A 20,218-nucleotide genomic window follows, 5' to 3' on the forward strand; every position below is an offset into this window, starting at 1 on the left:
CAGCGGACAGGAAGATCAGCTGAGCACGGACTGCCCGCCGAAGTCGTCGTCATCGTCCGACGGGGGACGGCGACGAGGCGGAGGTGGCGCGGACGGCCTCGGGGGAGGCGGCGCGTCGTCCTCGACTCGGAAGTTGATCTCGTTGTTGTCGTACGGCGAGCGGGTGAGTTCCTCGGCCGGTGGCGCGGGGAAGTTCTTCTTGGCCTCGTTGAACAACACGTTGGCCGTCTCGTCCTGCGTGCCGATCGTGTCGGCCATCGCTTCCTGCAGCAGCTCGGGGATCCGGGACTGCGCGCGCTGCAACAGCTTCATGATCTCGCCGCTGATCTCGGACATGCGCTTGCCCGCGGCGGACTCGTTGATCACGAGGTTCTGCAGGATCCCGTTGGACCCGACCGTCATCTCGATGGAACCGTCCGACGACCGCTCGGAGATCGTCATCCCCTGCACGCGCGTCGCCATCTCCTGATAGCGGGCGGCGCGCTGCTGGATGGTCTGGTTCCAGTTCGCGAGCATCTGCTCGGAGCCGGCGATGTCCTCGGGCACCGATGTTCCTTCCCAAAGCGGCGGCGGACTCAAAGGATGACGCAGCCGGGCGTGATCCAGTTCCGTCGACGTGGCAAATAGGCCGTACAGACCAGCGACGCCCCACTGATCGGACCAGTGGGGCGCCGCCGAGGTCAACCAGCTAGTTCACGCCCAGCAGGTCGACGACGAAGATCAGCGTCTCGTTGGGCTTGATCACGCCACCGGCGCCGCGCGCGCCGTAGCCCAGGTGCGGCGGGATGACCAGCTTGCGGCGGCCACCGACCTTCATGCCCTGAACGCCCTGGTCCCAGCCGGCGATGACGCGGCCGCCACCGAGCGGGAACTGGAACGCCTCGCCGCGGTCCCAGGACGCGTCGAACTGCTCGCCGGACGAGTGCGACACACCGACGTAGTGCACGGACACGAACTGACCGGCCGTGGCCTCCGCACCGTCGCCAACGGTGATGTCCTCGATCAGCAGGTCGGCGGGCGCCGGGCCGTCGTGCGGGTCGACCTCAGGCTTCGTGGGGGCCATCACAACTTCCTCTCGGAACGGGATTGTTCGCGCTCGATCCAATCACGCGCGCGCGTGCGCGGCCGAATGGCCTACGCGGACCAGCCCTACCCGGTCTCGGAATCCTCTGTTGATCTGGTAACCACCTCCGGCCCTGCATCCGGGGGACACAACAGAAGAAGGAGATGATCATGGCGGCAACCCTGCACCGCCTCAGGTCACTGCTCGGGACGGCATTGGCGGCGGCGACGCTGTCGATGGCGTGCGTGAGCGTGGCCGAAGCAGCTCCGACCCCGCCGGCCACCGACGGTGAGTTCGGCACCCAGATCGTCGGCGGCACGCGCGCGAGCACGTCCACCTACCCGTGGGTCGTCTACCTGGCGACCAGCAGCGGCTTCCAGTACTGCGGCGGCACGCTCGTCGCTCCCAACAAGGTCGTCACCGCCGCGCACTGCACCGTGGGCGACTCCGCGTCCGCGGTCCGCGTGGTGGCCGGCCGCGACGACAAGAACTCCACTGCGGGCACCGTCGCCCGCGTCACGAAGATCTGGATCCACCCGAGCTACACCGACGTGACCCGCGGCTACGACGTCTCGGTGCTCACGCTCGACCGCAACCTGTCGCAGACCCCGATCAAGTTCGCCACCTCGGCGGACAGCGCGCTGTACGCGGCGGGCACCAGCTCGACGATCCTCGGCTGGGGCACCACGTCGTCCGGCGGTTCGGCCTCGCGCTACCTGCTCAAGGCCACCGTGCCGCTGACCAGCAGCGCGACCTGTTCCAGCTCGTACGGCAGCGACTTCAACGCCACGCACATGGTGTGCGCCGGCTACACCCAGGGCGGCACCGACACCTGTCAGGGCGACTCCGGTGGACCGCTCGTGGCCGGTGGCAAGCTGATCGGCATCACGTCGTGGGGCGAGGGTTGTGCCGCCGCCGGTTACCCCGGCGTCTACTCCCGCGTCTCCACCTACGCCGCGCAGATCCAGGCGCAGCTGTAAGAAAACGAACTCCGGGAAGGGTTGTCGCAACGGCGCGCAACCCTTCCCGGTGTTGTTTCCGTCCTGAAGGCATGAACGGCAGAAAGCTGTTGGCCGGTGCCGCCGTGCTGGCCGTCGCCGGAGTGAGCGTGAGCTCCGCGGTGCGAGACGAAACCCTCGCACCACCACCGATCGTGGACTACGGGCCGGTGCGTCTTGTCGCGTTCGACTCCTGCGACAACGCAGTGACCGAACTGCGCAACGCCATGGCTCCGTACGTCAGCGCGTACGGCCTCGGGGGCCGTCCCATCATGTACGCCGAAGGCATGGCAACGGACTCGAGCGCGGGTGTCGCGCAGAAGAGCGTGCCCGACGCGAGGGCCGCCACGCCGCCCGCGCAGCAGCAGGAGCACTCGACGACGAACGTCCACGAACAGGGCGTCGACGAGCCGGACATCGTGAAGACGGACGGAAAGCGCGTCGTCTCCATCGCGGACGGCAAGCTGCGCGTGATCGACGTCGCGAGCAAGAGCATCACGGGCACGGTCGACCTCGGGATGCACGCGAGCCAGCTTCTGGTTTCCGGCGACCGCGCGCTGGTGGTCGGCGAGAACCAGGCCCCCATCACGGAGAGGGTGGCGCCCGACCGCCCCTACTACCCGGAAACCGGCACGAAGCTGGTTCTGGTGGATCTCAAAGGCTACAAGGAGATCAGCAGCCTCAAGACCGACGGCCTCTACCTCGACGCCCGCCAGATCGGCGGCACCGCCCGCGTGGTCGTCCGCTCACAGCCGCGCATCCCGTGGGTGTACCCGAACGAGACGATCAACGAAGCGGGATCCCTGCGGCGCAACAAGGAGATCCTGCAGAGCGAGCCGATCCAGTCGTGGCTGCCGCGCTACGAGCTGAACCAGAACGGCGCCAGCACGAGCGGAACCCTCGTCGACTGCGCGAACATCAGCCACCCCGCCGTGCACTCGGCGGCGTCGATGCTGACCGTGCTGACCTTCGAACTGTCCGGCCAGCTCGGCACCGGCCAGCCGGTCTCGATCGTGGCCGACGGCGACACGGTGTACGGCACCGACCGCAGCCTCTACATCGCCGACGACCACCGCCTGCTGCCCGAATTTCCCAGCAAGCCACCGGTTCAGCGCCCGATCACCACGGCGATCCACCAGTTCGACATCAGCCAGGCCGGACCGCCCAAGCACGTCGCGTCCGGTGACGTCGGTGGCACGCTGCTGAACCAGTACTCGTTGTCCGAGCACGACGGTGTCCTCCGCGTCGCCACGACGACGGGCACGGCGGCTCCGTGTTGCTGGCGCATGGGCGATTTCGCGCCACCACAGCCAGCACAGCAGCAACAGCCGTCGGAAAGCTTCGTCACGACGTTGCGCCGCAACGGGAACGAGCTCGCCAAGGTCGGCCAGATCGGCGGCCTCGGCAAGGGCGAGCGCATCTACAGCGTCCGGTTCATCGGCAAGACGGGCTACGTCGTCACGTTCCGCCAGACCGACCCGCTGTACACGCTGGACCTGAGCGATCCCAAGCAGCCCAGGGTGACGGGCGAGCTGAAGATCACCGGCTACTCCGCCTACCTGCACCCCGCGGGCGACGGCAGGCTGATCGGTGTCGGCCAGGAGGCGACGGACCAGGGCCGAGTCACCGGAACGCAGGTGTCGCTGTTCGACGTGAGCAATCCCGCTTCACCGCAACGGCTCGCGCAGTACCACCTGCCGAACTCGAACTCCGAGGCCCAGTTCGACCCGCACGCGTTCCTGTACTGGCCCCAGGACGGCACGCTGGTCGTCCCGGTGTCGCAGTACAAGACGACCTACGAGGTCGCGTCGCTGGTGCTGAAGGTCGAGGGCGCTCAGCTGCGCGAGACCGGCAAGATCGTCGAGCCGTCGAACCAGAACTACGGCGGCGGTCAGCGGCGCACGATCGTGATCGGCGACCAGCTGTGGTCGATCTCGAACGCGGGCGTGCAGGTCAACGCGCGCAACGGCTTGGCGCAGCAGGCCTGGCTGCCGTTCTAGGCGGCGTCCATCAGTACGTGTTCGTGTAGCCGTTCGGGTCCGGAGCGCGATCCCCGTTGAGCAGGCGGTGCGACAACACCGTGCCGCCTGCCATCGCGGCCGGGATCACGACGATCGCGGCCAGCGGGATCAGGCACAGCAGGTAGGTGGGCACGGCGAACCCGAGCACCATCGCGCGCCGGGTCGCGAGGATCTTCCTGCGTTGCTTGAACGACCGGCCGCGCCGTGTGAACGGGATGCCGGTCAGTTCGATCCCGAGCAGGTAGCCGTTGATGCACACGGCCAGAACTGGCACCAGGGTCTGCCCGACGACGGGGATGAACCCGCAGGCGAACAACGGGATCGCGAACAGGATCGAGGTGCCGACCAGCAGGATCGTGCCGCGCAGCCCCACCAGGAACCCGCGCCACCAGCCGACCTGCTCGGCCTCGGGCACACCGCCGAGCTCGTCCTCGACCTCCTCGGCGATGTACTCGTAGAACGGGCCGCCGATCATGATCGTGATCGCGGTGAACAGCAGCACGCTCAAACCGAGGATCGCCGCAACCACCGAAATTCCGACGGCGACCTCGACGACGCCCTTCCAGGTCTCGCTCCACGAGTCCGCGAACCCGGTGAGCCAGCCCGCGATCGAGTCGATGTAGAGGAACAGCAGCACCCAGCCGGTGATCATCAGCACCGCGGTGATGACCGCGGGCAGCGCCCCGACCAGCACGCGCTTCGGCGAGCTGAACACCAGCCTGAACCCGCGCAGCAGCAGAGAGATGCCGGCCCCGAAATCCTTGATCACGCGCGCAGAATAGTCGGTTCGAACCTCGCGGTCCCCGGTTACGTGTGGGGAGTGGGGCCTTCGGGACCCATTTGAGATGAGGGGGCGCGCGAATTCGTTCGGACGGGCATGATGCGAGCTGATCGCTGGAGGCGTTGAGGTTGAGCAACCCAGCTAAGAACGCCGTCGTCGTCCCGGACGGGCCGCTGCCGATGCTGCCGCCCGCCATCTGGGAGTCGAAGGACGTGCAGGACGCGCTCACCGCGGAGTCCCCTGGAGCCGTGGTGGCGATCGCGCGCAAGGCGCACGGCTTGCGCCAGGACGAACTCGGGACGCTGGCGGGGTTCTCGCAGTCGGCGATCTCGCGCCTGGAGGCCGGCAGCAACATCGCCTACGACATGCGCGTGCTCAGAACGCTCCAGCGGCTGCTCGGCATCCCCTCCCACCTGCTGGGCCTGACCGACCGCACCGTGCCGATGCGCGTGGGCGAAGCCAGGCGGCTGCACGCGGACGGCTTCGAGGCCGTGGCGAAAGACCTGGTCGTGGGCATGGAGGGCAAGGCGCTGATGGCGTTGTGCGCCTCCGCTGTGTTCAACACGGCGAACGGCAGTGGCGCGTTGGCCGACGACGCCGTGAGCCAGCTGCTCGTGTTGCGCCGGATCGTCAACGACGCGCACAACTGGCGCGGTACCGGTGCGCTCATGCCCGCCGTGCGCAGCATGTACGACTTCATCGACGTACTCCGCCGCAACGCGCGTGGCGACGTTCGCAGGCGGTTGCTCGGCACGGGCGCGATGTACGCCGAGTTCTACGGCTGGCTGCACGAGGAGATCGGCGACCTGCGCGGTGCGGGCGCGTGGACGTCCAGGGCGTTGGAACAGGGCCAGGCCGCGGACGACAGGGACGTCGTCGCGTACTGCTACGTGCGGATGAGCCAGCTCGCCGAGGTCGAGGGCGACGATGACCGCGTCATCGGCCTGGCGCGCGCGGCCCAGCGCGAGACCGGGCTGAGCCCGATCGTGCGGGCGATGGCGGTGCGGCAGGAGGCCCGTGGTCTCGCGCGGGCGGGTCAGGACGCGTGCATGCCGCGGTTCGACCTCTCACACGCGCTGGTGCAGTCCGCGCAACGGCCGCAGACCGACGAGTACTCCATCGGCTACTGCTTCACCGAGCTGCACGTCCTGATGCAGCGTGCGTCGAGCATGGTGGATCTCTCCGACCACAGGCGCGCCATCGACGCGTACACGAGCCTCATGCCCAGGTGGGGTGGCATCTGTCAGTGGGAGCAGGGCGTGCACACGGCCAAGCTCGCCTACGCGCACGCCGCCAACGGTGACGTGGAGCAGGCCGTCAGCTTCGGGTTCGCGGCGCTCGACCTGGCGCGGGCGACCGGCTCCCGGCTGATCGTGAACGAGCTGGACAAGCTCGACCCGTGGGCGGCGACTCCGGCGATCGCCGAACTGGCCGCCGAGGTCTCCCACCTGCGATAGGGCCCGTATGCGAGTTCCGCATACGGCACCCGCAATTAGTATGTAACCCTCCCCATTTCGTGCTGCGCGCCGCACGATCTAGGTGTGATCGACCTAGCCGAACGAACGCCGCGCTCGGACGAGGTCAGCTCCGAGAAGTTCTGCGCGGCAGTGGCAGAGCGGAACTCGGGCCCGTACCGGCTCAAGTTCTACGCCACCACGCACGCCGTCGTGTGTGTGGTGGACGACGCCGAGGTGAAGGCATGAGCACTCAAGAACGAACGGATGCGCGCATGCCTGTATTGCTGGTCCGCAAGCGTGCGGGTGTCGTAGGAGAGACACAACGCACGTGCCACCTCGTACCTGTGCCCGACGACGACCGCACGCCGCTCGCGCTCACCGCGTACTGCGGCGAACTCATCCACCGCGGTGAGGCCGAACTGCTCGCCCAGCCGTCCGGAATGCCTTGCGTCGGCTGCCTGTTTCGCGTTCCGATGCCCCGCGATGGCGAACTAGCCCACGACTGGTGAGGCGATGCAGGCCGTTCCGGCCAGCCGGAACCCGACGCGCTCGTAGACCCGTGCGATGTCCGGGCTTCCCGCCGAGAGGAACACCAGCTTCGCGCCGCGATCCAGCGCGTCGCGCGCCAGTTCCGCAGTGACCGCACCACCGAGGCCACGTCGCCGTGCCGCCGGCAACGTGCCGATTCCCGCGACCTCCACGACGTCACCCGCCCGTTGCGCGGTGCCTACCGCCAGCACGCCCTCGCCTGGCAGGTCGGCCACCGCGTGACGGTGCCGGGTGCTCATCGGGGTCGCCTCCCGCAACGCCGCGTCCCGTTCCGCCACACCGACGTCCCCGAGCGAGGTGCCCGGTGAGGAGAACGCCAGCTCGGCCACCACCGACACCTCCACCGGCCGGGTGTCGAGCACTCGGACGTGCGGATGCGGCTCCGGTAGCCGGTCGGGGTCGAGCACGAGCAGCGGTGCCCGGAGCACCTCCAGGCCGGCCTCGATCGCGATGTCGTACAGGTCCGGCGTGGTCTCGTGCACCCATTCGAACGCTTCGGGCACACCGAGTTCGCGCTGCCGTTCCCGCACCTTCACCACGTCCGCGAGCGTCGGTTTCCCACCGGGATGCCGCGGCCGCGCGTAGTACGGATAGCCGTCACCGGCCTGAACGAACAGCACCAGCTCGCCGTGATCCTCAACGCGAGATCCCGGTCGGGGCACAGAGTCGTAAAAGTCCTCGAGAACGTCCCACACGGACGATCACGCTAGCTACCTTTGGCGGTATGACGCACGGCAATTCCCGCCCGAGCGGCTTCGAGCAGTTCGCCAACAGGCTCGTGGGCTCTCTGGTGAAGCTCGGGACCGGCCCCAGGAGCATGCGCAGCCTGTCCGTGCGAGGCCGCAGCAGCGGCAAGTGGTACAGCACCCCGGTGAACGTCCTGGAGCTGGACGGCATCCGCTACCTGCTCGCTCCGCGCGGCACCACCCAGTGGGTCCGCAACCTGCGCGCCGCCGGCTCCGGTGAGCTGCGCCGCGGCAGGTTCGTCGAGACGTTCAAGGCGGTCGAGCTGCCGGACGAGGCCAAGCCGGTGATCATGCAGGCCTACCTGACGCGCTGGCACGGGCAGGTGAAGAAGTTCTTTCCCGGCATGGACGCCTCGACGCCGCTGGACAAGCTGCTGGCGCACGCCGGCGACTATCCCGTTTTCGAGCTGTCATGAGGATCGTGGCGGCGGTGCTGGCCCTGCTGATGGTCGTCGCCGGCTGCGGGAGCGACCGCGAGGACCGGTTCGCCCGGCCGGGCGCGCCCAAGTCGTCGCCGAGCGGGAAGTTCGTCGCGCACGCCGAGAGCTCGAGCGAGGTGCGGGTGACCGACCGCAACGGTGGTGACGTGTTCCGGAAGTCCTACGAGTACGCCACGAGTTCGCGCGCCGACGGCATCGGCGTGGTGTGGCTGTCCAAGAAGGACCAGCTGTGGGTGCTCGTGCCCGGTGACACGAGCGAGCGCATCGAAGCCGGGCCGGACGGCGTGTGGACCGCGGTCGAGGCCGAACTACCCGGGGAGATCACGCGGCTCGGGTGAGGCCTCGTCGGCGGGCTCGCCCTGCTGGATCCGGCGGCCGCGCTCCAGTTCCGCGTCGAACTCGGCGCCCAGCAGCACGGCGATGTTGGAGATCCACAGCCACACCAGGAAGACGATGACACCACCGAGGGAGCCGTAGGTCTTGTTGTAGGACGCGAAGTTCGCCACGTAGACCGCGAATCCGACGGTCGCGAGCGCCCACAGCACGATCGCGAGCAGGCTGCCGGGGGTGACCCAGCGGAAGCTGGGCTGCCGGACGTTCGGCGCCGCCCAGTAGAGCACCGCGAACGCGAGGCTCACGAGCAGCAGGATGACCGGCCACTTCGCGACGTCCCACACGGTGACGACGGTGTCGCCGAGGCCGATCGCGTTGCCGACGGTGTCCGCGACACCACCGGTCAGCACGAGCGCGCCCAGCGTGAGCGACACCAGCACCACCGAACCGAGCGTCAGCGCGAGGCGCAACGGCACGGTCTTCCAGAACGGGCGGCCTTCCTCGACGTCGTACACGGCGTTGCACGCACGCATGAACGCGCCGAGATAACCCGATGCGGTCCAGAACGCCGTCAGCAGACCGATGATGCCCAGCAGTCCGGCGGCGCTCTGACCTTTCTGCAGCTCCTCGACGGACGACTTCACGAGCTCGCCCGCTTGACCGGGGGCGACCTGGTCGACGTACTTCAGCAGCTCCTGCGTCGTCGAATCGCCGAGCAGTGCGAGCGCGGACGTCAACACGATGAGACCTGGGAACAGGGACAGCACCGCGTAGTAGGTGAGCGCGGCCGCCCAGTCGGTCAGGTTGTCGTCGTTGAACTCTTTGACCGTCCGTTTGAGAACGCCCCACCAGGCGCCCTTGGACAACCTGGTGGGGCCGTCGACGGCCTTACCTGCGGGCACGGCGGCGCCAGTTCCACGACCGGGCACCGGTGCCGACACCGGCCAGGTGCAGGGCGATGAGCAGCAACCCGAGCGTCACTAGAGTCCCGGTGGTGATCGCACTACCGAGCGACACGTCCGCGAGGTCGAACAGCAGGGCGAGGCCGAACGCCACCGCGGCGATGATTGCCAGCACGAGTAACCTCCTCAATCAAGTGACCTGCGGATACCCACTTCGTTGCGGGGGAATCGCACCGTTCGGAGCAATGGTCGTGCCATGATCCGCACATGAACGTCCAGCGGTGGCAGGCGGCCGCGGTTCCGTGGTGGGTGACCAGGGTCGGTCTCGTCGGTGGCTGGATCGTCGCCTTCTACTTCGCGGCGAGCGCGAACGAGGCGCCCTGCACAACCGCACAGCCGTGCATGCCAGACCCGTTGTTCGCACTCGCTGTGGTGCCGCTGCTCGCCACGCCGTTGCTGCTGCTGTTCGGCCGTGTGCTCACGGGCTGCGCGATGGGCGTGGTGTTCGGTGTGCTGGACATCGTGCTCGACGGCAGTGCGACGGCCAACGTCGCGTTTGGCCTGCACGCCGGTGCGTGCGCGATCGTGGCGGCGTGGACCGTCAGGTCACGTGCGGACCAGCACGAGGCCGCGGGTGCCACGATCGTTTCGTTGCCGGACATGCCGCCGCCGCGCGGAGTTCTCCGCATCGTCGCCGTGCTGCTGGTCGTCTTCGGGTTCCTCACGTTCGTGCAGTACGACCTCAGCAGCAGCGAGATCGAGCAGCACATCGCCAAGGCCAGCCGGGTGGAGGCCGAGGTCGTCGAGATCAAGAACACCTACGAGGTGTGGGTGGAGCTGCCGGACCGGCAACGCACCTCCTTCGAACCGCTCTCGCCCGAGTCGTACCAGGTGGGCGACGCGGTGCCGGTGATGGCGGACGGCACGTGGGTGCGGATGGTGAACGAACCCGACGACGTGACGTGGTGGCTGACGCTCGGCGGCGCCGCCGTGTTCATGGCGATCATGCTGGCCGTGCGGGAACGCCGCCGCCGTGCGCTGTGGACCGGCCCGGTCAAGGCGATCCGGCTGCAGGCCCACCCCGTCGGCCCGCGCCGGATCCTGTTGCGGCACAACAAGCAGAACATCGCCACGGTCACCACGCTCGCGGATCTGGGGCTGGAGGAGCCGCTCTACCACGACACCGAGCAGTTCGGCCGGGTGTGGCGCGGTGAGGAGGATCCGCCGGTGCAGCTCGACCCGGCGGAGATCCTCGTCGCGGGCGAGTGGCACCACGGCGGGCAGGTCGCGTTGCTCGTCGAGGGCGAGGTGGTGGCCACCAGCACGTTGTCCCGCGTGCGTCCGCGGCACACCGTCCACAGTGCACACCTGCCGGGCGAACCCGTCACCGCGGGCACGGCGGTCGACCTGCCGCACGCGATGTGGCCCGGCGACCGGCGGCGCACCGAGGGCGTGGTGTTCCTGCTCGCCGCGGCCGGTGCGCTGATCGCGATGAAGTACTACCCGAGCCTGATCCTGCTCGGCCTGATCGGCGGGCAGTTCCTGCTGTCGGCGGTGAACAGGTTCCAGCCGTTGATGCGTCTCGACCACACGGCGGTGTTCCTCTACACCGGCGTGTGGACGTACCGCGTGCCGTGGTCGCAGCTGCACGGAGTTCGCCGCTCAGGTCCACAGCTCATGCTCGCGTTCGGCCCGCACGGCGATGTCATCACGACGCCGCACCTGCCGGACGCGCAGGCCGGCGAGAAGCTGATGTGGGCGCGCGCCCGGTCGTTGATCGCCGACCACACCGGCGAGCGGGTGACCCGCAGGCTGAACATCAGCGTGGTCGTCGGCCTGATCTACCTCGGCCTGATCCTGTTCATCTGAGGCGGTTCACCTCAACCTGGCCACGGCCTTGAGCAGACGGTCCACATCGGACTCGTCGGTGTACGGCCCGATGCCGGCCCGCACCGCGCCCTTGTCGCCCAGACCGAGCCACCGCGAGCACTCGATGGCGTAGAAGTGCCCGGCGGGCGCGTTCACGCCCTCGGCGCCGAGCCTGCGGTACACCTCGGCGGGGTCCAGCCCGTCGACCGAGAACAGCACGGTCGGCGTGCGTGAGGAAGCCTTGCTGTAGATGCGGGCGCCGAGTTCCCGCAGCCCGGACTCCAGCTGCTCGCGCAACCCGAGTTCGTGCTCCTCCAGGCCCTCCAGTGTGCGCATGAACTCCACCGCCGCGGTCGTCCCAGCCAGCAGCTCGTACGGCAGCGTGCCCAGCTCGAACCGCTCCGGCACGGCGTTCGTCGACGGCAGCAGCTTGTCCGGCCGCAGCGTCTCCAGCAGCTCCGGTGCCGCCGCCAGCACGCCGAGGTGCGGGCCGAGGAACTTGTACGGCGAGCACACGAAGAAGTCCGCGTCCAACGCCTCGACGTCGACCGGCACGTGCGGTGTGTAGTGCACGCCGTCGACGTAGACGAACGCCGCCATCTCGTGCGCCGCCCGTGCGATCTCCGCGACATCGGGACGCGTGCCGAGCAGGTTCGACGCGGCCGTGATCGCGACGACGCGGGTGCGGTCGGACAGCAGCTTCGTCACCGACTCGACGGGCAGCTCGCCGGTCGTGCGGTCGAACGGCGCCCAGCGGACCGTGGCCCTGGCCGCCTCCGCCGCCTGCACCCACGGCCGGATGTTCGCGTCGTGGTCGATCCTGGTCACGATGATCTCGTCGCCCGGCCGCCAGTTCTTCGACAGCGTGCGGGCGAAGTCGTAGGTCAGCTGGGTCATGCTGCGGCCGAACACGATGCTGCCCGCGTTGAGGAACTCGCTCATCGTCCTGCGCGCGGTCTGGACGATTTCCTCTGCCCGCCGTTCGGCCGCGGTGACCGAGCCGCGGTTCGCGATCGCCGAGGTCAGCGTGTCCCTGACCGCCTCGGCGACGACGTCGGGGACCTGCGCGCCGCCGGGCCCGTCGAAGTGCGCGGCACCCTCGCGCAACGCGGGGAAGTGGGCGCGGACCGCGGCGACGTCGTAAGCCATGACCTCATGGTGCTTGAGCACCCACGAATCGGGAAAGGATCAACCGGAGGGTGCTCACCTGAACGGGCGCGTCGAAGTCCGGGTCGACCAGCCTGCCGAACAGGCCGTCGACCAGTCCCTGCGCCCAGGTCGCCACCGTCCGCGCGTCCACCGGGAGCACGATCTGGCCGGCGTCGTGCGCGTTCTGCAGGAGCCGGGCGAGCCCGTCGCGCACCACCTGCTCGTTGTGGCCGACCAGCTCCCACAGCTCCGGATCGCGGCTGGCCTGCATCACGACCTCCAGCACCAGCCCGGCCACCGACCGGTCCAGCGCGGGCACGCACAGGTGGTCGACCACCATCAGCACGCCGTCCCACGGGCTCAGCTCCGCGGCCCTGGCGAAGACCTCGGCGTTGTCCTCGCGGTCCTGTTCGAAGATCTCGCGGAAGATCGCGCGCTTGGTGGGGAAGTAGTGGAACAGGCTGCCGGTGCTGATGCCGGCGGCCTTGCAGATGTCCGCGACGCTGGTCCGGTCGTAGCCCTTCGCCGCGAACAGGCCCGCCGCCGTCTCGGTGATGTGCCTCTTCTTCGCGGCGTGCTTGACCGGATCTACCGTTCGCACCTGTAGTACTGCCTCTTCTTCTGGTCCTTGACGTAGACACCGCGCTTGCGGATCTCCCGCGCCAATTCTGCGGCCTCCTCGTTCTCGTACTTCGAGATGGCCTTCCTGCGGGCCGTGAACAGCGCGTTCACGTCCGCCGTCAGCTCCGGCGCGTGCTCGACCCACATCCTGAAGTCGTTCGCGAACGGGTCGGCGTCGCGCCACCGGTAGCCCTGGCCGGTGAAGGCCCGTTCGAGCTTGGCCCTGCTGAGGTCGGACGTCTCGCGGGCCAGTTCGGCACCGCTCGGGGACAGCAGGACGAGCTGCTTGCCGTCCGCGAACGCCGACTCGACCTCGTCGCGGCCGAAGTCGAAGGTCTTGTCGTCCTTCCTGAGCGCGACCCGGTCGTGCGAGACGTCGACCGACATCATCTCCGCGGCCCAGAACAGCGCGAACACCCCGCCGATGAGCGCGCCCACCGCGAGCGCCGCGACGGTCGCCCACGGCTCCGGGATGTCCGTGACCAGCTCGAACACGCCCTGGAACGGGAACCACCTCAACGTGGTGATCCACGCGGCTGCCAGCTTGAGCCCCCACACCGCGGCGGCGCCGGCAGCCGGGCAGAGCACCCAGATGCCGTACCGGACCGCTGCGGTCTCCTGCACAGTCGTCATGGAGCGCAATACTAGACCGAGTGCTCGGTTTATTGACATGAAACGCTTCAGAGGACTACACATCCGATGAATCGGCCGCCGCCTCCGCTTCGTGGGATGGAGTCGCCGTGCTGTTCTCCCGTCGCACCCTCTTCGCCGGCACCGCCGGTGCCGTGGCGTTGTCGAGAGTTTCCGCTGCTTCAGCTGCCGCCGAAGGGCTGGAGGACCGGGTCGACTGGCCGTCGTACCTGGGCGCGCTGGACCCGGTGTGGGCGTCCGTGCCGACGACCTTCTACCAGGGCCCGTTCCTCGGCAACGGAGGTCTGGGTGCGGCCGTGTACCGGATCGGCAAGCGGTTGGCGTTCAAGATCGGCGACACGCGAGTGCGCGACCACCAGGGCACCGGCGGCACCAACTTCGGCAACGCGCGGTTGCCCATCGGCCACTTCCTGTTCGACACCGCGGGCGACATCACCGACGTGGACCTGCGCCTCTCGTTGTGGAACGCGGAGGTCTCCGGGACGGTCACGACTTCCGCCGGTGTGCTGGAGATCCGGACGTTCGTGCACGCCACACGAGACGTTCTGGTGGTCTCGGCCTCGGTTCGCTCCGGCGCGGAACGGGTGCGGTGGACGTTCGTGCCCGCCAAGGCCCGCAGTCCGCGGCTGGACTTCAAGCCCGCGCCGTCCGGGTTGAAGACCAACCCGGATCCGAAGGTGAGCGGCACCGTCTGCACGCAGGACCTGGCGGCGGGCGGGCAGACCGTGACCCGGTGGCAGATCCGGTCCGGTACGTTCCTGGTCACGGTCGCGCACACGTTCCCCGAGAAGAACGCCGACTCGGTGGCGTCCGCAACGCTCACCAGCGCTTCAGCGCTGACTGACGACCAGCTGCGGGCCGAGCACCGTTCGTGGTGGAACTCCTTCTATCCCAAGAGCTTCGTGTCGGTAGCCGACACCCGCATGGAGAGCTTCTACTGGATCCAGCTCTACAAACTGGCCTGTGCGACCCGTCGTGACCGGCCGGTGCTCGGCACGTGCGGCCCGTGGCTGGAGCCGACGCCGTGGCCGGGCACGTGGTGGAACCTCAACGTGCAGCTGGAGTACTGGATCCTCAACGCCACGAGTCACTGGGAGCTCGACTCGCTGACCGCGTCGCTGGACCGCTGCCGTGACGCGCTCGTCGCGAACGTGCCGTCGCAGTACCGATCCGACTCGGCCGGGATCGCCCGCACAACGCAGGAGGATCTCAAAGGTGGTGTCGCCCAGCCTGGTGCCGACGGTGATCCGGAGTGCGGAAACCTGTTGTGGGCTCTGCACAACGCGTTCCTGTCCTACCGCCACCAGATGGACGATGCCGTGCTGCGCGATCTGGTGTTCCCGTTGCTGCGCCGCGCGGTGAACTACCACCTGCACTTCCTGACCAAGGACTCGAAGGGCGTCTACCACCTGCCGAAGACGTTCTCGCCGGAGTACGGATCCACGAAGGACTGCAACTACGACCTCGCGCTGCTGCACTGGGGCTGCAAGACGTTGATCTGGGCTCAGGCGCGGCTGGGGTTGAACGATCCGTTGCTGTTGAAGTGGCGTGACGTGATGGACAACCTGGTGAAGCCGCCGCAGGACTCGACGCAGGGTTTCTGGATCGGCGCCGACCAGAAGATGGCCAAGTCGCACCGGCACTACTCCCACCTGCTGTGGTTCTACCCGCTCTACACCCTCGACCCCGCGGTGCCTGCCAACCGGGACGCGTTGCAGAAGTCGATGAAGCAGTGGCTCAGCTTCACGGGAGCGTTGCAGGGATACACCTTCACCGGTTCCGGCTCGATGTACGCGCTGCTGGGCGACGGCGACAAGGCCCGCGGACAGCTCGTGACACTCCTCGACAAGTACGTGCAGCCCAACACGATGTACAAGGAATCCGGTCCGGTGATCGAAACGCCGCTGTCCGGTGCGCAGACCATGCACGACATGCTCGTGCAGAGCTGGGGCGGGGTCGTGCGCGTCTTCCCCGCGGTACCGGCGGCGTGGGCGAGCGTGTCCGTGCACAACGTTCGGGCCGAAGGCGCGTTCCTGGTCAGCGCGGTGCGGAAGGCGGGCAAGACCCAGTTCGTGCGCGTGAAGTCGTTGGTGGGAGAGCCTTTGCGCCTGCATCCCGGCAACCTTGCCGGGCCGTTCGAGGTCGTGCGCTCCGACGGCTCCGCGGCTCCGTTCCAGACCAACTCGGACGGCACCTTGACGATCACCTCGGCGCGCAACGACGACGTGGTGATCACGACGCGCGGGAGCAAGCCGGAACTGGTGATCGCCCCGGCCGGTCCGAACGCGAAACGGTTCTGGGGGATGCCTTAGGGCAGGTAGAAGGTGAGCAGATCGCTCGTGACCGGCGGGAACAGTGCGTACATCAGGTCCTTGTTCGGGCCTGGGTAGACGTCGGTGAACCAGCGCTGCAGTCCGTCGATGCCGTGCGGGCCGAACAGCAGTGGTGCGAGGAGGTCCGGGGCGATGCCTGCCCCGCCCTGCTCGCCCGGCCCGATCATCGTGCCGCCCCACTCGTACGGTCCGATTTCCGTGCCGTCCCAGCGGAAGCGGACGTGCGTGCGGTAGAAGCCGAGCAGCACGTCGGCGGGTTCCTGGCCCTGCAACCGTGCCGTGAAGACCGGGCGCAGGTGCTCGAACAGCTTCGGGATGTCCGGAATCCGCACCAGGTACTGCTCCAGGCCGGGGCGTCGCGGTTCGAGGAACTCCTCCAGCACCGGCAGCCGTTCCACGACCGAGTCCGGATTCACCAGGTGCACCAACGCTTTGACGGCGTCGTCATCGCCTGCGATCTCACCCAGGACGACGTCGCCCTCCTCCGCGGGTGTGCTGCGACCGGTGGCGACAGGGGTGCCGTCGCGCTCGACCACCCACGTGGTGGAGCCGGTGCGGTTGATCAGCCAGCGCCAGCACGGCGTGGTGTGGCCCATGTGCAGAGCGGTGTTCTGCTGGGCGTCGTCCTGGAACCGTTGCAGTGTGGGCACATCGGATTCGGTGGCGCGCCGGATCGTGTGTCCCGCAACGAGTTCGGGCCTCCTCGCGAGCGCCCTCGTCTGCTTGATCGGGATCGAGTACGTGTAGCCGAACTGGCGGTAGAAGTACGGGATGCCGATCATGATCTGGATCAGGTGACCGCGCTGGGCCGACCTCTCGTGCGCCCAGTCCATCAGTTGCCGCACCAGGCCCTGGCCCTCGTGCTCGACGTCCGTGGCGACCTGTTCGACCTGGCCGGCCGGGATGTCGAGACCTGCGAGCGTCACGGTCTCGTCCATCAGCGTGGCGGTGGAGACGATCCGGTCGCCGTCCGCGGCTACCCCGACCCAGTCGCAGCCCGCGTCCGGGTCGGTCATCAGCAGGCGGGCGTCGACTCCGTCGCTGGGATCCATCCGCCCGACGATGAGCTTCTCGACCTGGTCCACGTCTTCTGGGCGCGCGGCGCGAATCTCCACCGGCCGAGTGTTTCCAGGGCGGTGGTTGTCCGCAAACGGTTTTAGGGTCGAGGCATGGACTGGAACAAGCAGTTGACGGACCAGCTCGAGTTCCACTGGAACATCCAGTTGCGGCCACGGCTGGAGGGGATGACCGACGACGAGTACTTCTGGGAACCCGTGCCGGACGCGTGGACGGTCCGCAGGGACCACTCCATCGACTGGCAGTACCCGACACCGGAGCCCTCGCCGGTCACCACGATCGCGTGGCGGATGGCGCACATCATCGTGGGCGTGTTCAACATGCGAACCCATTCGCACTTCGGTGGCCCGCCGGCCGACTACCAGACGTGGCAGTACGCGACGACCGCTGATGACGCGCTGAAGCAGCTGGACGAGGCGTACGAGGCGTGGATGGCCGGCGTGCGCAAGGCCGACCTCTCGCTTCCGGTCGGTCCGGCGGAGGGACCGTTCGCCGAGGAGCCGATGGCGACCCTGGTGCTGCACATCAACCGGGAGGTGATCCACCACGGTGCGGAGATCTCACTGCTGCGGGATCTGTATCTGCGAGAGAGCTAGTTACCTCCAAGTGCCTACTTTCTAGAAGTTGGCGCTAACTGCAAGATGGTGCCCACAGGGAACATCGAAGGGGATCATCATGCGAGTCATCACGCAGAAGTCCGTGGGCGACACGTCCGTGCTGGAGGTCGCGGAGGTGGCGACGCCGGCGCCCGGCGCAGGCCAGGTGCTGGTCAAGGTAGGTGCGGCCGGCGTGAACCCGGTCGACACGTACATCCGCGGCGGTGGGTTCCCCGCGCTCGGCGAGCCGCCGTTCACGCTGGGCTGGGACCTCGCGGGCACGGTCGAGCAGCTCGGTGAGGGCGTGCAGGGGTTCGCGGCCGGTGACGAGGTCTACGGGCTGCTCCCGTTCCCCGGCGCGGGCGGTGGCTACGCCGAGTACGCCGTGGTGAACGCCGCCGACGTCGTGCGGCGGCCCTCGTGGCTGACCGTCGAGCAGGCGGGCGCGGCGCCGATGGTGGCGCTCACGGCGTGGCAGGCGCTCGTCGGTCGCGGCGGGCTTTCCGCCGGTCAGCGGGTGCTGATCCACGCCGCGGCGGGCGGTGTCGGGCACGTCGCGGTGCAGATCGCGAAGGCCCGAGGCGCGTACGTGATCGGCACGGCGTCGGCGGCCAAGCACGACTTCCTGCGCTCGCTCGGGGTGGACGAGGTCATCGACTACCGGCACCAGGACTTCACCGAGATCGAGCCGGTCGACGTGGTGTTCGACGCGGTCGGCGGGGACTACGCCGAGCGGTCCGCCAAGGTGATCAAGCCGGGCGGAGTGCTCGTGTCGATCATTCCGGGCAACCCGGGTTTTGACGTTGACCGAGCTGTGGACCTCGGCATCCGGTTCGAGCTCTTCACCAGCGTCTCCGCGTCGGGTGCCGACCTGGCCGCGTTGCCGCAGCTCAAGGTGCAGATCGACCACGTCGTGCCGCTCGCGGACGTCGCGAAGGCGCACGAGCTGGTCGAGTCCGGCAGGACCACGGGGAAGGTCGTCCTGGTGCCGTGACCGCGCGTTAACCATTCGTTGACCATGTACATCGATCGTGTGCGAAACATCCACACGATCGGGGAGTGCTCATGGCGCGGTGGAGTCCACTTGCTTTAGTCGTCGGTTTGTTGGCGGCGGTCGGCCTGTACGGGTCGACCGCCGCTGTCGCAGCTGCTCCGATCTCCGTTGCCGAGGCGATCAGCCAGCAGGACGGGTCGTCGAGGACCGTCCGGGGGTACGTGGTCGGTCAACCCACGGCCACGAACACCGTCATCACTTCGGGCTACCCGAACGACTACGCGCTGGCGCTGTCCGACGCGGCCGGCGCGACCAACCCGCCGAGCATGATCTACGTGCAGATCCCGTCGGCGTTCCGCGCCTCGTGGGGGCTTCGCACCAACCCGTCGCTGCTGGGCAAGCAGATCGACGTGACGGGCACGTTGAGCGCGTACTTCTCGCACCCCGGTCTGACCTCGTCCACGGCGTTCGCGTTCGCCGGCACAACACCGCCGCCCACGTCGACACCACCTTCGACCTGCACCGGCTACTACGCCACGGCCTGCAACAAGACCGGCACGGCGTTGAAGTCGGCGTTGAACACCATCATCCGCACCCAGACCAAGCTCAGCTACGACCAGGTCTGGAACGCGCTGAAGGACACCGACCAGGACCCGGCCAACTCGAACAACGTGATCCTGCTGTACAGCGGCCGTTCGCAGTCGAAGTCGACCAACGGCGGCGGCGTGAACGATTGGAACCGCGAGCACGTCTGGGCCAAGTCGCACGGTGACTTCGGCACGGCCACCGGTCCCGGCACGGACATCCACCACCTGCGGCCGGAGGACGTGTCGGTGAACGCCACCCGCGGCAACCTGGACTTCGACAACGGCGGCTCGGCCGTCCCCGAGGCGTCCGGCAGCCTCTACGACGGTGACTCGTTCGAGCCGCGCGCGGCCGTGAAGGGCGACGTCGCGCGCATGCTGTTCTACATGGCCGTGCGCTACGAGGGCACCGACGGCTTCGCGAACCTGGAGATCAACAACTCCGTCAACAACGGGTCCGCGCCGTACATGGGCAAGCTGTCGGTGCTCAAGCAGTGGAACCTGCAGGACCCGCCGGACGCGTTCGAGCAGCGCCGCAACCAGGTGATCTTCGACAGCTACCAGCACAACCGCAACCCGTTCATCGATCACCCGGAGTGGGTCAGCTCGATCTGGCCGTGAGTCGTTCGAGGAAGGGGCGTTGCGCGGAGACGATCTTCGCGCTCGCCTCGTCCACGCTGAACCACTGCACGCGGTCGACCTCGGGGAACGACTTCTTCTGGCCGGACTTCGGCGGCCACTCCATCTCGAACGTGCCGGGCGTGACCGTCTCCGGGTCCAGGTCGCCCTCGAGCGCCCACACCGTGATGACCTTGCCGGAGCCCTTGGCCTCGCCGAGCTCGATGAGCTCGCCCTCCGGCACCGGCAGCCCGAGCTCCTCGGTGAACTCACGGCGTGCGGCCTGCTCCGGCGTCTCGTCGTCGGTGTACTCGCCCTTCGGCACGGACCACGCGCCGGCGTCCTTGCGGGCCCAGAACGGGCCGCCCATGTGCCCCAGCAGCACCTCGAGCTGGGTGGTTCGTCTGAACAGCAGGATTCCGGCCGACCGTTTCAT

General features: G+C 68.2%; 23 protein-coding genes. 12 read left to right on the forward strand and 11 right to left on the reverse strand.

The features are described 5' to 3' along the window. Nucleotides 1-15: 15 nt before the first annotated feature. Both ACWGE0_RS38760 and ACWGE0_RS38765 read right to left on the reverse strand, forming a co-directional pair. Complete coding sequence (locus tag ACWGE0_RS38760) at nucleotides 16-546, reverse strand: YbaB/EbfC family nucleoid-associated protein (RefSeq protein ID WP_452265857.1); 531 nt, start codon at nucleotides 544-546, stop codon at nucleotides 16-18. Between the two features lie 142 nt (nucleotides 547-688). After that, complete coding sequence (locus ACWGE0_RS38765) at nucleotides 689-1,063, reverse strand: FKBP-type peptidyl-prolyl cis-trans isomerase (RefSeq protein WP_452265858.1); 375 nt, start codon at nucleotides 1,061-1,063, stop codon at nucleotides 689-691. A gap of 170 nt (nucleotides 1,064-1,233) precedes the next feature. Between ACWGE0_RS38765 and ACWGE0_RS38770 the strand changes: the two genes are divergently transcribed. Together ACWGE0_RS38770 and ACWGE0_RS38775 are read left to right on the forward strand one after the other, a co-directional pair. Next, on the forward strand, nucleotides 1,234-2,043 hold the full coding sequence (locus ACWGE0_RS38770; protein WP_452265859.1) for a S1 family peptidase: 810 nt from the start codon (nucleotides 1,234-1,236) through the stop codon (nucleotides 2,041-2,043). Between the two features lie 71 nt (nucleotides 2,044-2,114). Further along, nucleotides 2,115-4,061, forward strand: coding sequence for a beta-propeller domain-containing protein (locus tag ACWGE0_RS38775; protein WP_452265860.1), 1,947 nt, complete (start codon nucleotides 2,115-2,117; stop codon nucleotides 4,059-4,061). A 10-nt stretch (nucleotides 4,062-4,071) separates the two neighbouring features. Here the strand turns inward: ACWGE0_RS38775 and ACWGE0_RS38780 are convergent, their stop codons facing one another. After that, the gene (locus ACWGE0_RS38780) at nucleotides 4,072-4,851 is read right to left on the reverse strand and encodes an EI24 domain-containing protein (protein ID WP_452265861.1); all 780 of its coding nucleotides are present in this window, start codon (nucleotides 4,849-4,851) and stop codon (nucleotides 4,072-4,074) included. 140 nt (nucleotides 4,852-4,991) lie between these two features. Here ACWGE0_RS38780 and ACWGE0_RS38785 point away from each other — a divergent pair, with 140 nt between their 5' ends. The 3 genes from ACWGE0_RS38785 to ACWGE0_RS38795 all read left to right on the forward strand — a co-directional run bounded on the left by ACWGE0_RS38785 (nucleotide 4,992) and on the right by ACWGE0_RS38795 (nucleotide 6,829). Further along, nucleotides 4,992-6,320: a helix-turn-helix domain-containing protein gene (locus tag ACWGE0_RS38785; RefSeq protein ID WP_452265862.1), complete on the forward strand. Its 1,329-nt coding sequence runs from the start codon at nucleotides 4,992-4,994 to the stop codon at nucleotides 6,318-6,320. An 84-nt stretch (nucleotides 6,321-6,404) separates the two neighbouring features. After that, nucleotides 6,405-6,566 carry a hypothetical protein gene (locus tag ACWGE0_RS38790; protein ID WP_452265863.1) on the forward strand — a complete coding sequence of 54 codons (162 nt, stop codon included), beginning with the start codon at nucleotides 6,405-6,407 and terminating at the stop codon, nucleotides 6,564-6,566. 26 nt (nucleotides 6,567-6,592) lie between these two features. Continuing rightward, nucleotides 6,593-6,829, forward strand: a complete 237-nt coding sequence (locus ACWGE0_RS38795; protein WP_452265864.1) for a hypothetical protein — start codon at nucleotides 6,593-6,595, stop codon at nucleotides 6,827-6,829. On the opposite strand, the gene ACWGE0_RS38800 is transcribed toward ACWGE0_RS38795, so the two are convergent. Beyond that, nucleotides 6,812-7,489: a GNAT family N-acetyltransferase gene (locus ACWGE0_RS38800; protein WP_452265865.1), complete on the reverse strand. Its 678-nt coding sequence runs from the start codon at nucleotides 7,487-7,489 to the stop codon at nucleotides 6,812-6,814. The genes ACWGE0_RS38795 and ACWGE0_RS38800 overlap by 18 nt on opposite strands. A 104-nt stretch (nucleotides 7,490-7,593) precedes the next feature. Between ACWGE0_RS38800 and ACWGE0_RS38805 the strand changes: the two genes are divergently transcribed. Together ACWGE0_RS38805 and ACWGE0_RS38810 are read left to right on the forward strand one after the other, a co-directional pair. Next, the gene (locus tag ACWGE0_RS38805; protein WP_452265866.1) at nucleotides 7,594-8,031 is read left to right on the forward strand and encodes a nitroreductase/quinone reductase family protein; all 438 of its coding nucleotides are present in this window, start codon (nucleotides 7,594-7,596) and stop codon (nucleotides 8,029-8,031) included. After that, a complete protein-coding gene (locus ACWGE0_RS38810; protein ID WP_452265867.1) occupies nucleotides 8,028-8,393 on the forward strand; it encodes a hypothetical protein in 366 nt (121 codons plus the stop codon). Before ACWGE0_RS38805 ends, ACWGE0_RS38810 begins: the two co-directional genes overlap by 4 nt. On the opposite strand, the gene ACWGE0_RS38815 is transcribed toward ACWGE0_RS38810, so the two are convergent. Both ACWGE0_RS38815 and ACWGE0_RS38820 read right to left on the reverse strand, forming a co-directional pair. Beyond that, a complete protein-coding gene (locus ACWGE0_RS38815; protein WP_452265868.1) occupies nucleotides 8,364-9,290 on the reverse strand; it encodes a YihY/virulence factor BrkB family protein in 927 nt (308 codons plus the stop codon). The two genes, ACWGE0_RS38810 and ACWGE0_RS38815, sit on opposite strands and share 30 nt — an antisense overlap. After that, the gene (locus ACWGE0_RS38820; protein WP_452265869.1) at nucleotides 9,277-9,465 is read right to left on the reverse strand and encodes a hypothetical protein; all 189 of its coding nucleotides are present in this window, start codon (nucleotides 9,463-9,465) and stop codon (nucleotides 9,277-9,279) included. Before ACWGE0_RS38820 ends, ACWGE0_RS38815 begins: the two co-directional genes overlap by 14 nt. Nucleotides 9,466-9,557: 92 nt before the next feature. Between ACWGE0_RS38820 and ACWGE0_RS38825 the strand changes: the two genes are divergently transcribed. Continuing rightward, entirely contained in the window at nucleotides 9,558-11,159 is a 1,602-nt protein-coding gene (locus tag ACWGE0_RS38825; protein WP_452265870.1) for a hypothetical protein, read from the forward strand. 6 nt (nucleotides 11,160-11,165) lie between these two features. Here the strand turns inward: ACWGE0_RS38825 and ACWGE0_RS38830 are convergent, their stop codons facing one another. Genes ACWGE0_RS38830 through ACWGE0_RS38840 form a run of 3 tightly spaced genes read right to left on the reverse strand, consistent with a single transcriptional unit; the run spans nucleotide 11,166 to nucleotide 13,562 of the window. After that, on the reverse strand, nucleotides 11,166-12,308 hold the full coding sequence (locus ACWGE0_RS38830) for a cysteine desulfurase-like protein (RefSeq protein ID WP_452265871.1): 1,143 nt from the start codon (nucleotides 12,306-12,308) through the stop codon (nucleotides 11,166-11,168). Between the two features lie 4 nt (nucleotides 12,309-12,312). Beyond that, complete coding sequence (locus tag ACWGE0_RS38835; protein ID WP_452265872.1) at nucleotides 12,313-12,909, reverse strand: TetR/AcrR family transcriptional regulator; 597 nt, start codon at nucleotides 12,907-12,909, stop codon at nucleotides 12,313-12,315. Beyond that, nucleotides 12,897-13,562 (reverse strand): YqeB family protein, encoded by a 666-nt coding sequence (locus ACWGE0_RS38840; RefSeq protein WP_452265873.1) that lies wholly within the window; start codon nucleotides 13,560-13,562, stop codon nucleotides 12,897-12,899. The genes ACWGE0_RS38835 and ACWGE0_RS38840 overlap by 13 nt, the downstream gene beginning before the upstream one ends. A gap of 107 nt (nucleotides 13,563-13,669) precedes the next feature. On the opposite strand from ACWGE0_RS38840, the gene ACWGE0_RS38845 reads away from it, so the two are divergent. Further along, complete coding sequence (locus ACWGE0_RS38845) at nucleotides 13,670-15,892, forward strand: glycosyl hydrolase family 95 catalytic domain-containing protein (protein WP_452265874.1); 2,223 nt, start codon at nucleotides 13,670-13,672, stop codon at nucleotides 15,890-15,892. Here the strand turns inward: ACWGE0_RS38845 and ACWGE0_RS38850 are convergent. Continuing rightward, the gene (locus tag ACWGE0_RS38850) at nucleotides 15,889-17,028 is read right to left on the reverse strand and encodes a GNAT family N-acetyltransferase (RefSeq protein WP_452265875.1); all 1,140 of its coding nucleotides are present in this window, start codon (nucleotides 17,026-17,028) and stop codon (nucleotides 15,889-15,891) included. The genes ACWGE0_RS38845 and ACWGE0_RS38850 overlap by 4 nt on opposite strands. A 54-nt stretch (nucleotides 17,029-17,082) precedes the next feature. Between ACWGE0_RS38850 and ACWGE0_RS38855 the strand changes: the two genes are divergently transcribed. The 3 genes from ACWGE0_RS38855 (at nucleotide 17,083) to ACWGE0_RS38865 (ending at nucleotide 19,785) form a co-directional block, all read left to right on the forward strand. Beyond that, nucleotides 17,083-17,586 (forward strand): DinB family protein, encoded by a 504-nt coding sequence (locus ACWGE0_RS38855; protein ID WP_452265876.1) that lies wholly within the window; start codon nucleotides 17,083-17,085, stop codon nucleotides 17,584-17,586. A 79-nt stretch (nucleotides 17,587-17,665) separates the two neighbouring features. Beyond that, nucleotides 17,666-18,580, forward strand: a complete 915-nt coding sequence (locus tag ACWGE0_RS38860; protein ID WP_452265877.1) for an NADP-dependent oxidoreductase — start codon at nucleotides 17,666-17,668, stop codon at nucleotides 18,578-18,580. Between the two features lie 71 nt (nucleotides 18,581-18,651). Continuing rightward, complete coding sequence (locus ACWGE0_RS38865; RefSeq protein ID WP_452265878.1) at nucleotides 18,652-19,785, forward strand: endonuclease; 1,134 nt, start codon at nucleotides 18,652-18,654, stop codon at nucleotides 19,783-19,785. Here the strand turns inward: ACWGE0_RS38865 and ACWGE0_RS38870 are convergent. Continuing rightward, on the reverse strand, nucleotides 19,766-20,218 hold the full coding sequence (locus ACWGE0_RS38870; RefSeq protein WP_452265879.1) for an NUDIX domain-containing protein: 453 nt from the start codon (nucleotides 20,216-20,218) through the stop codon (nucleotides 19,766-19,768). The two genes, ACWGE0_RS38865 and ACWGE0_RS38870, sit on opposite strands and share 20 nt — an antisense overlap.

This window comes from Lentzea sp. NPDC054927 (genome assembly GCF_053610285.1).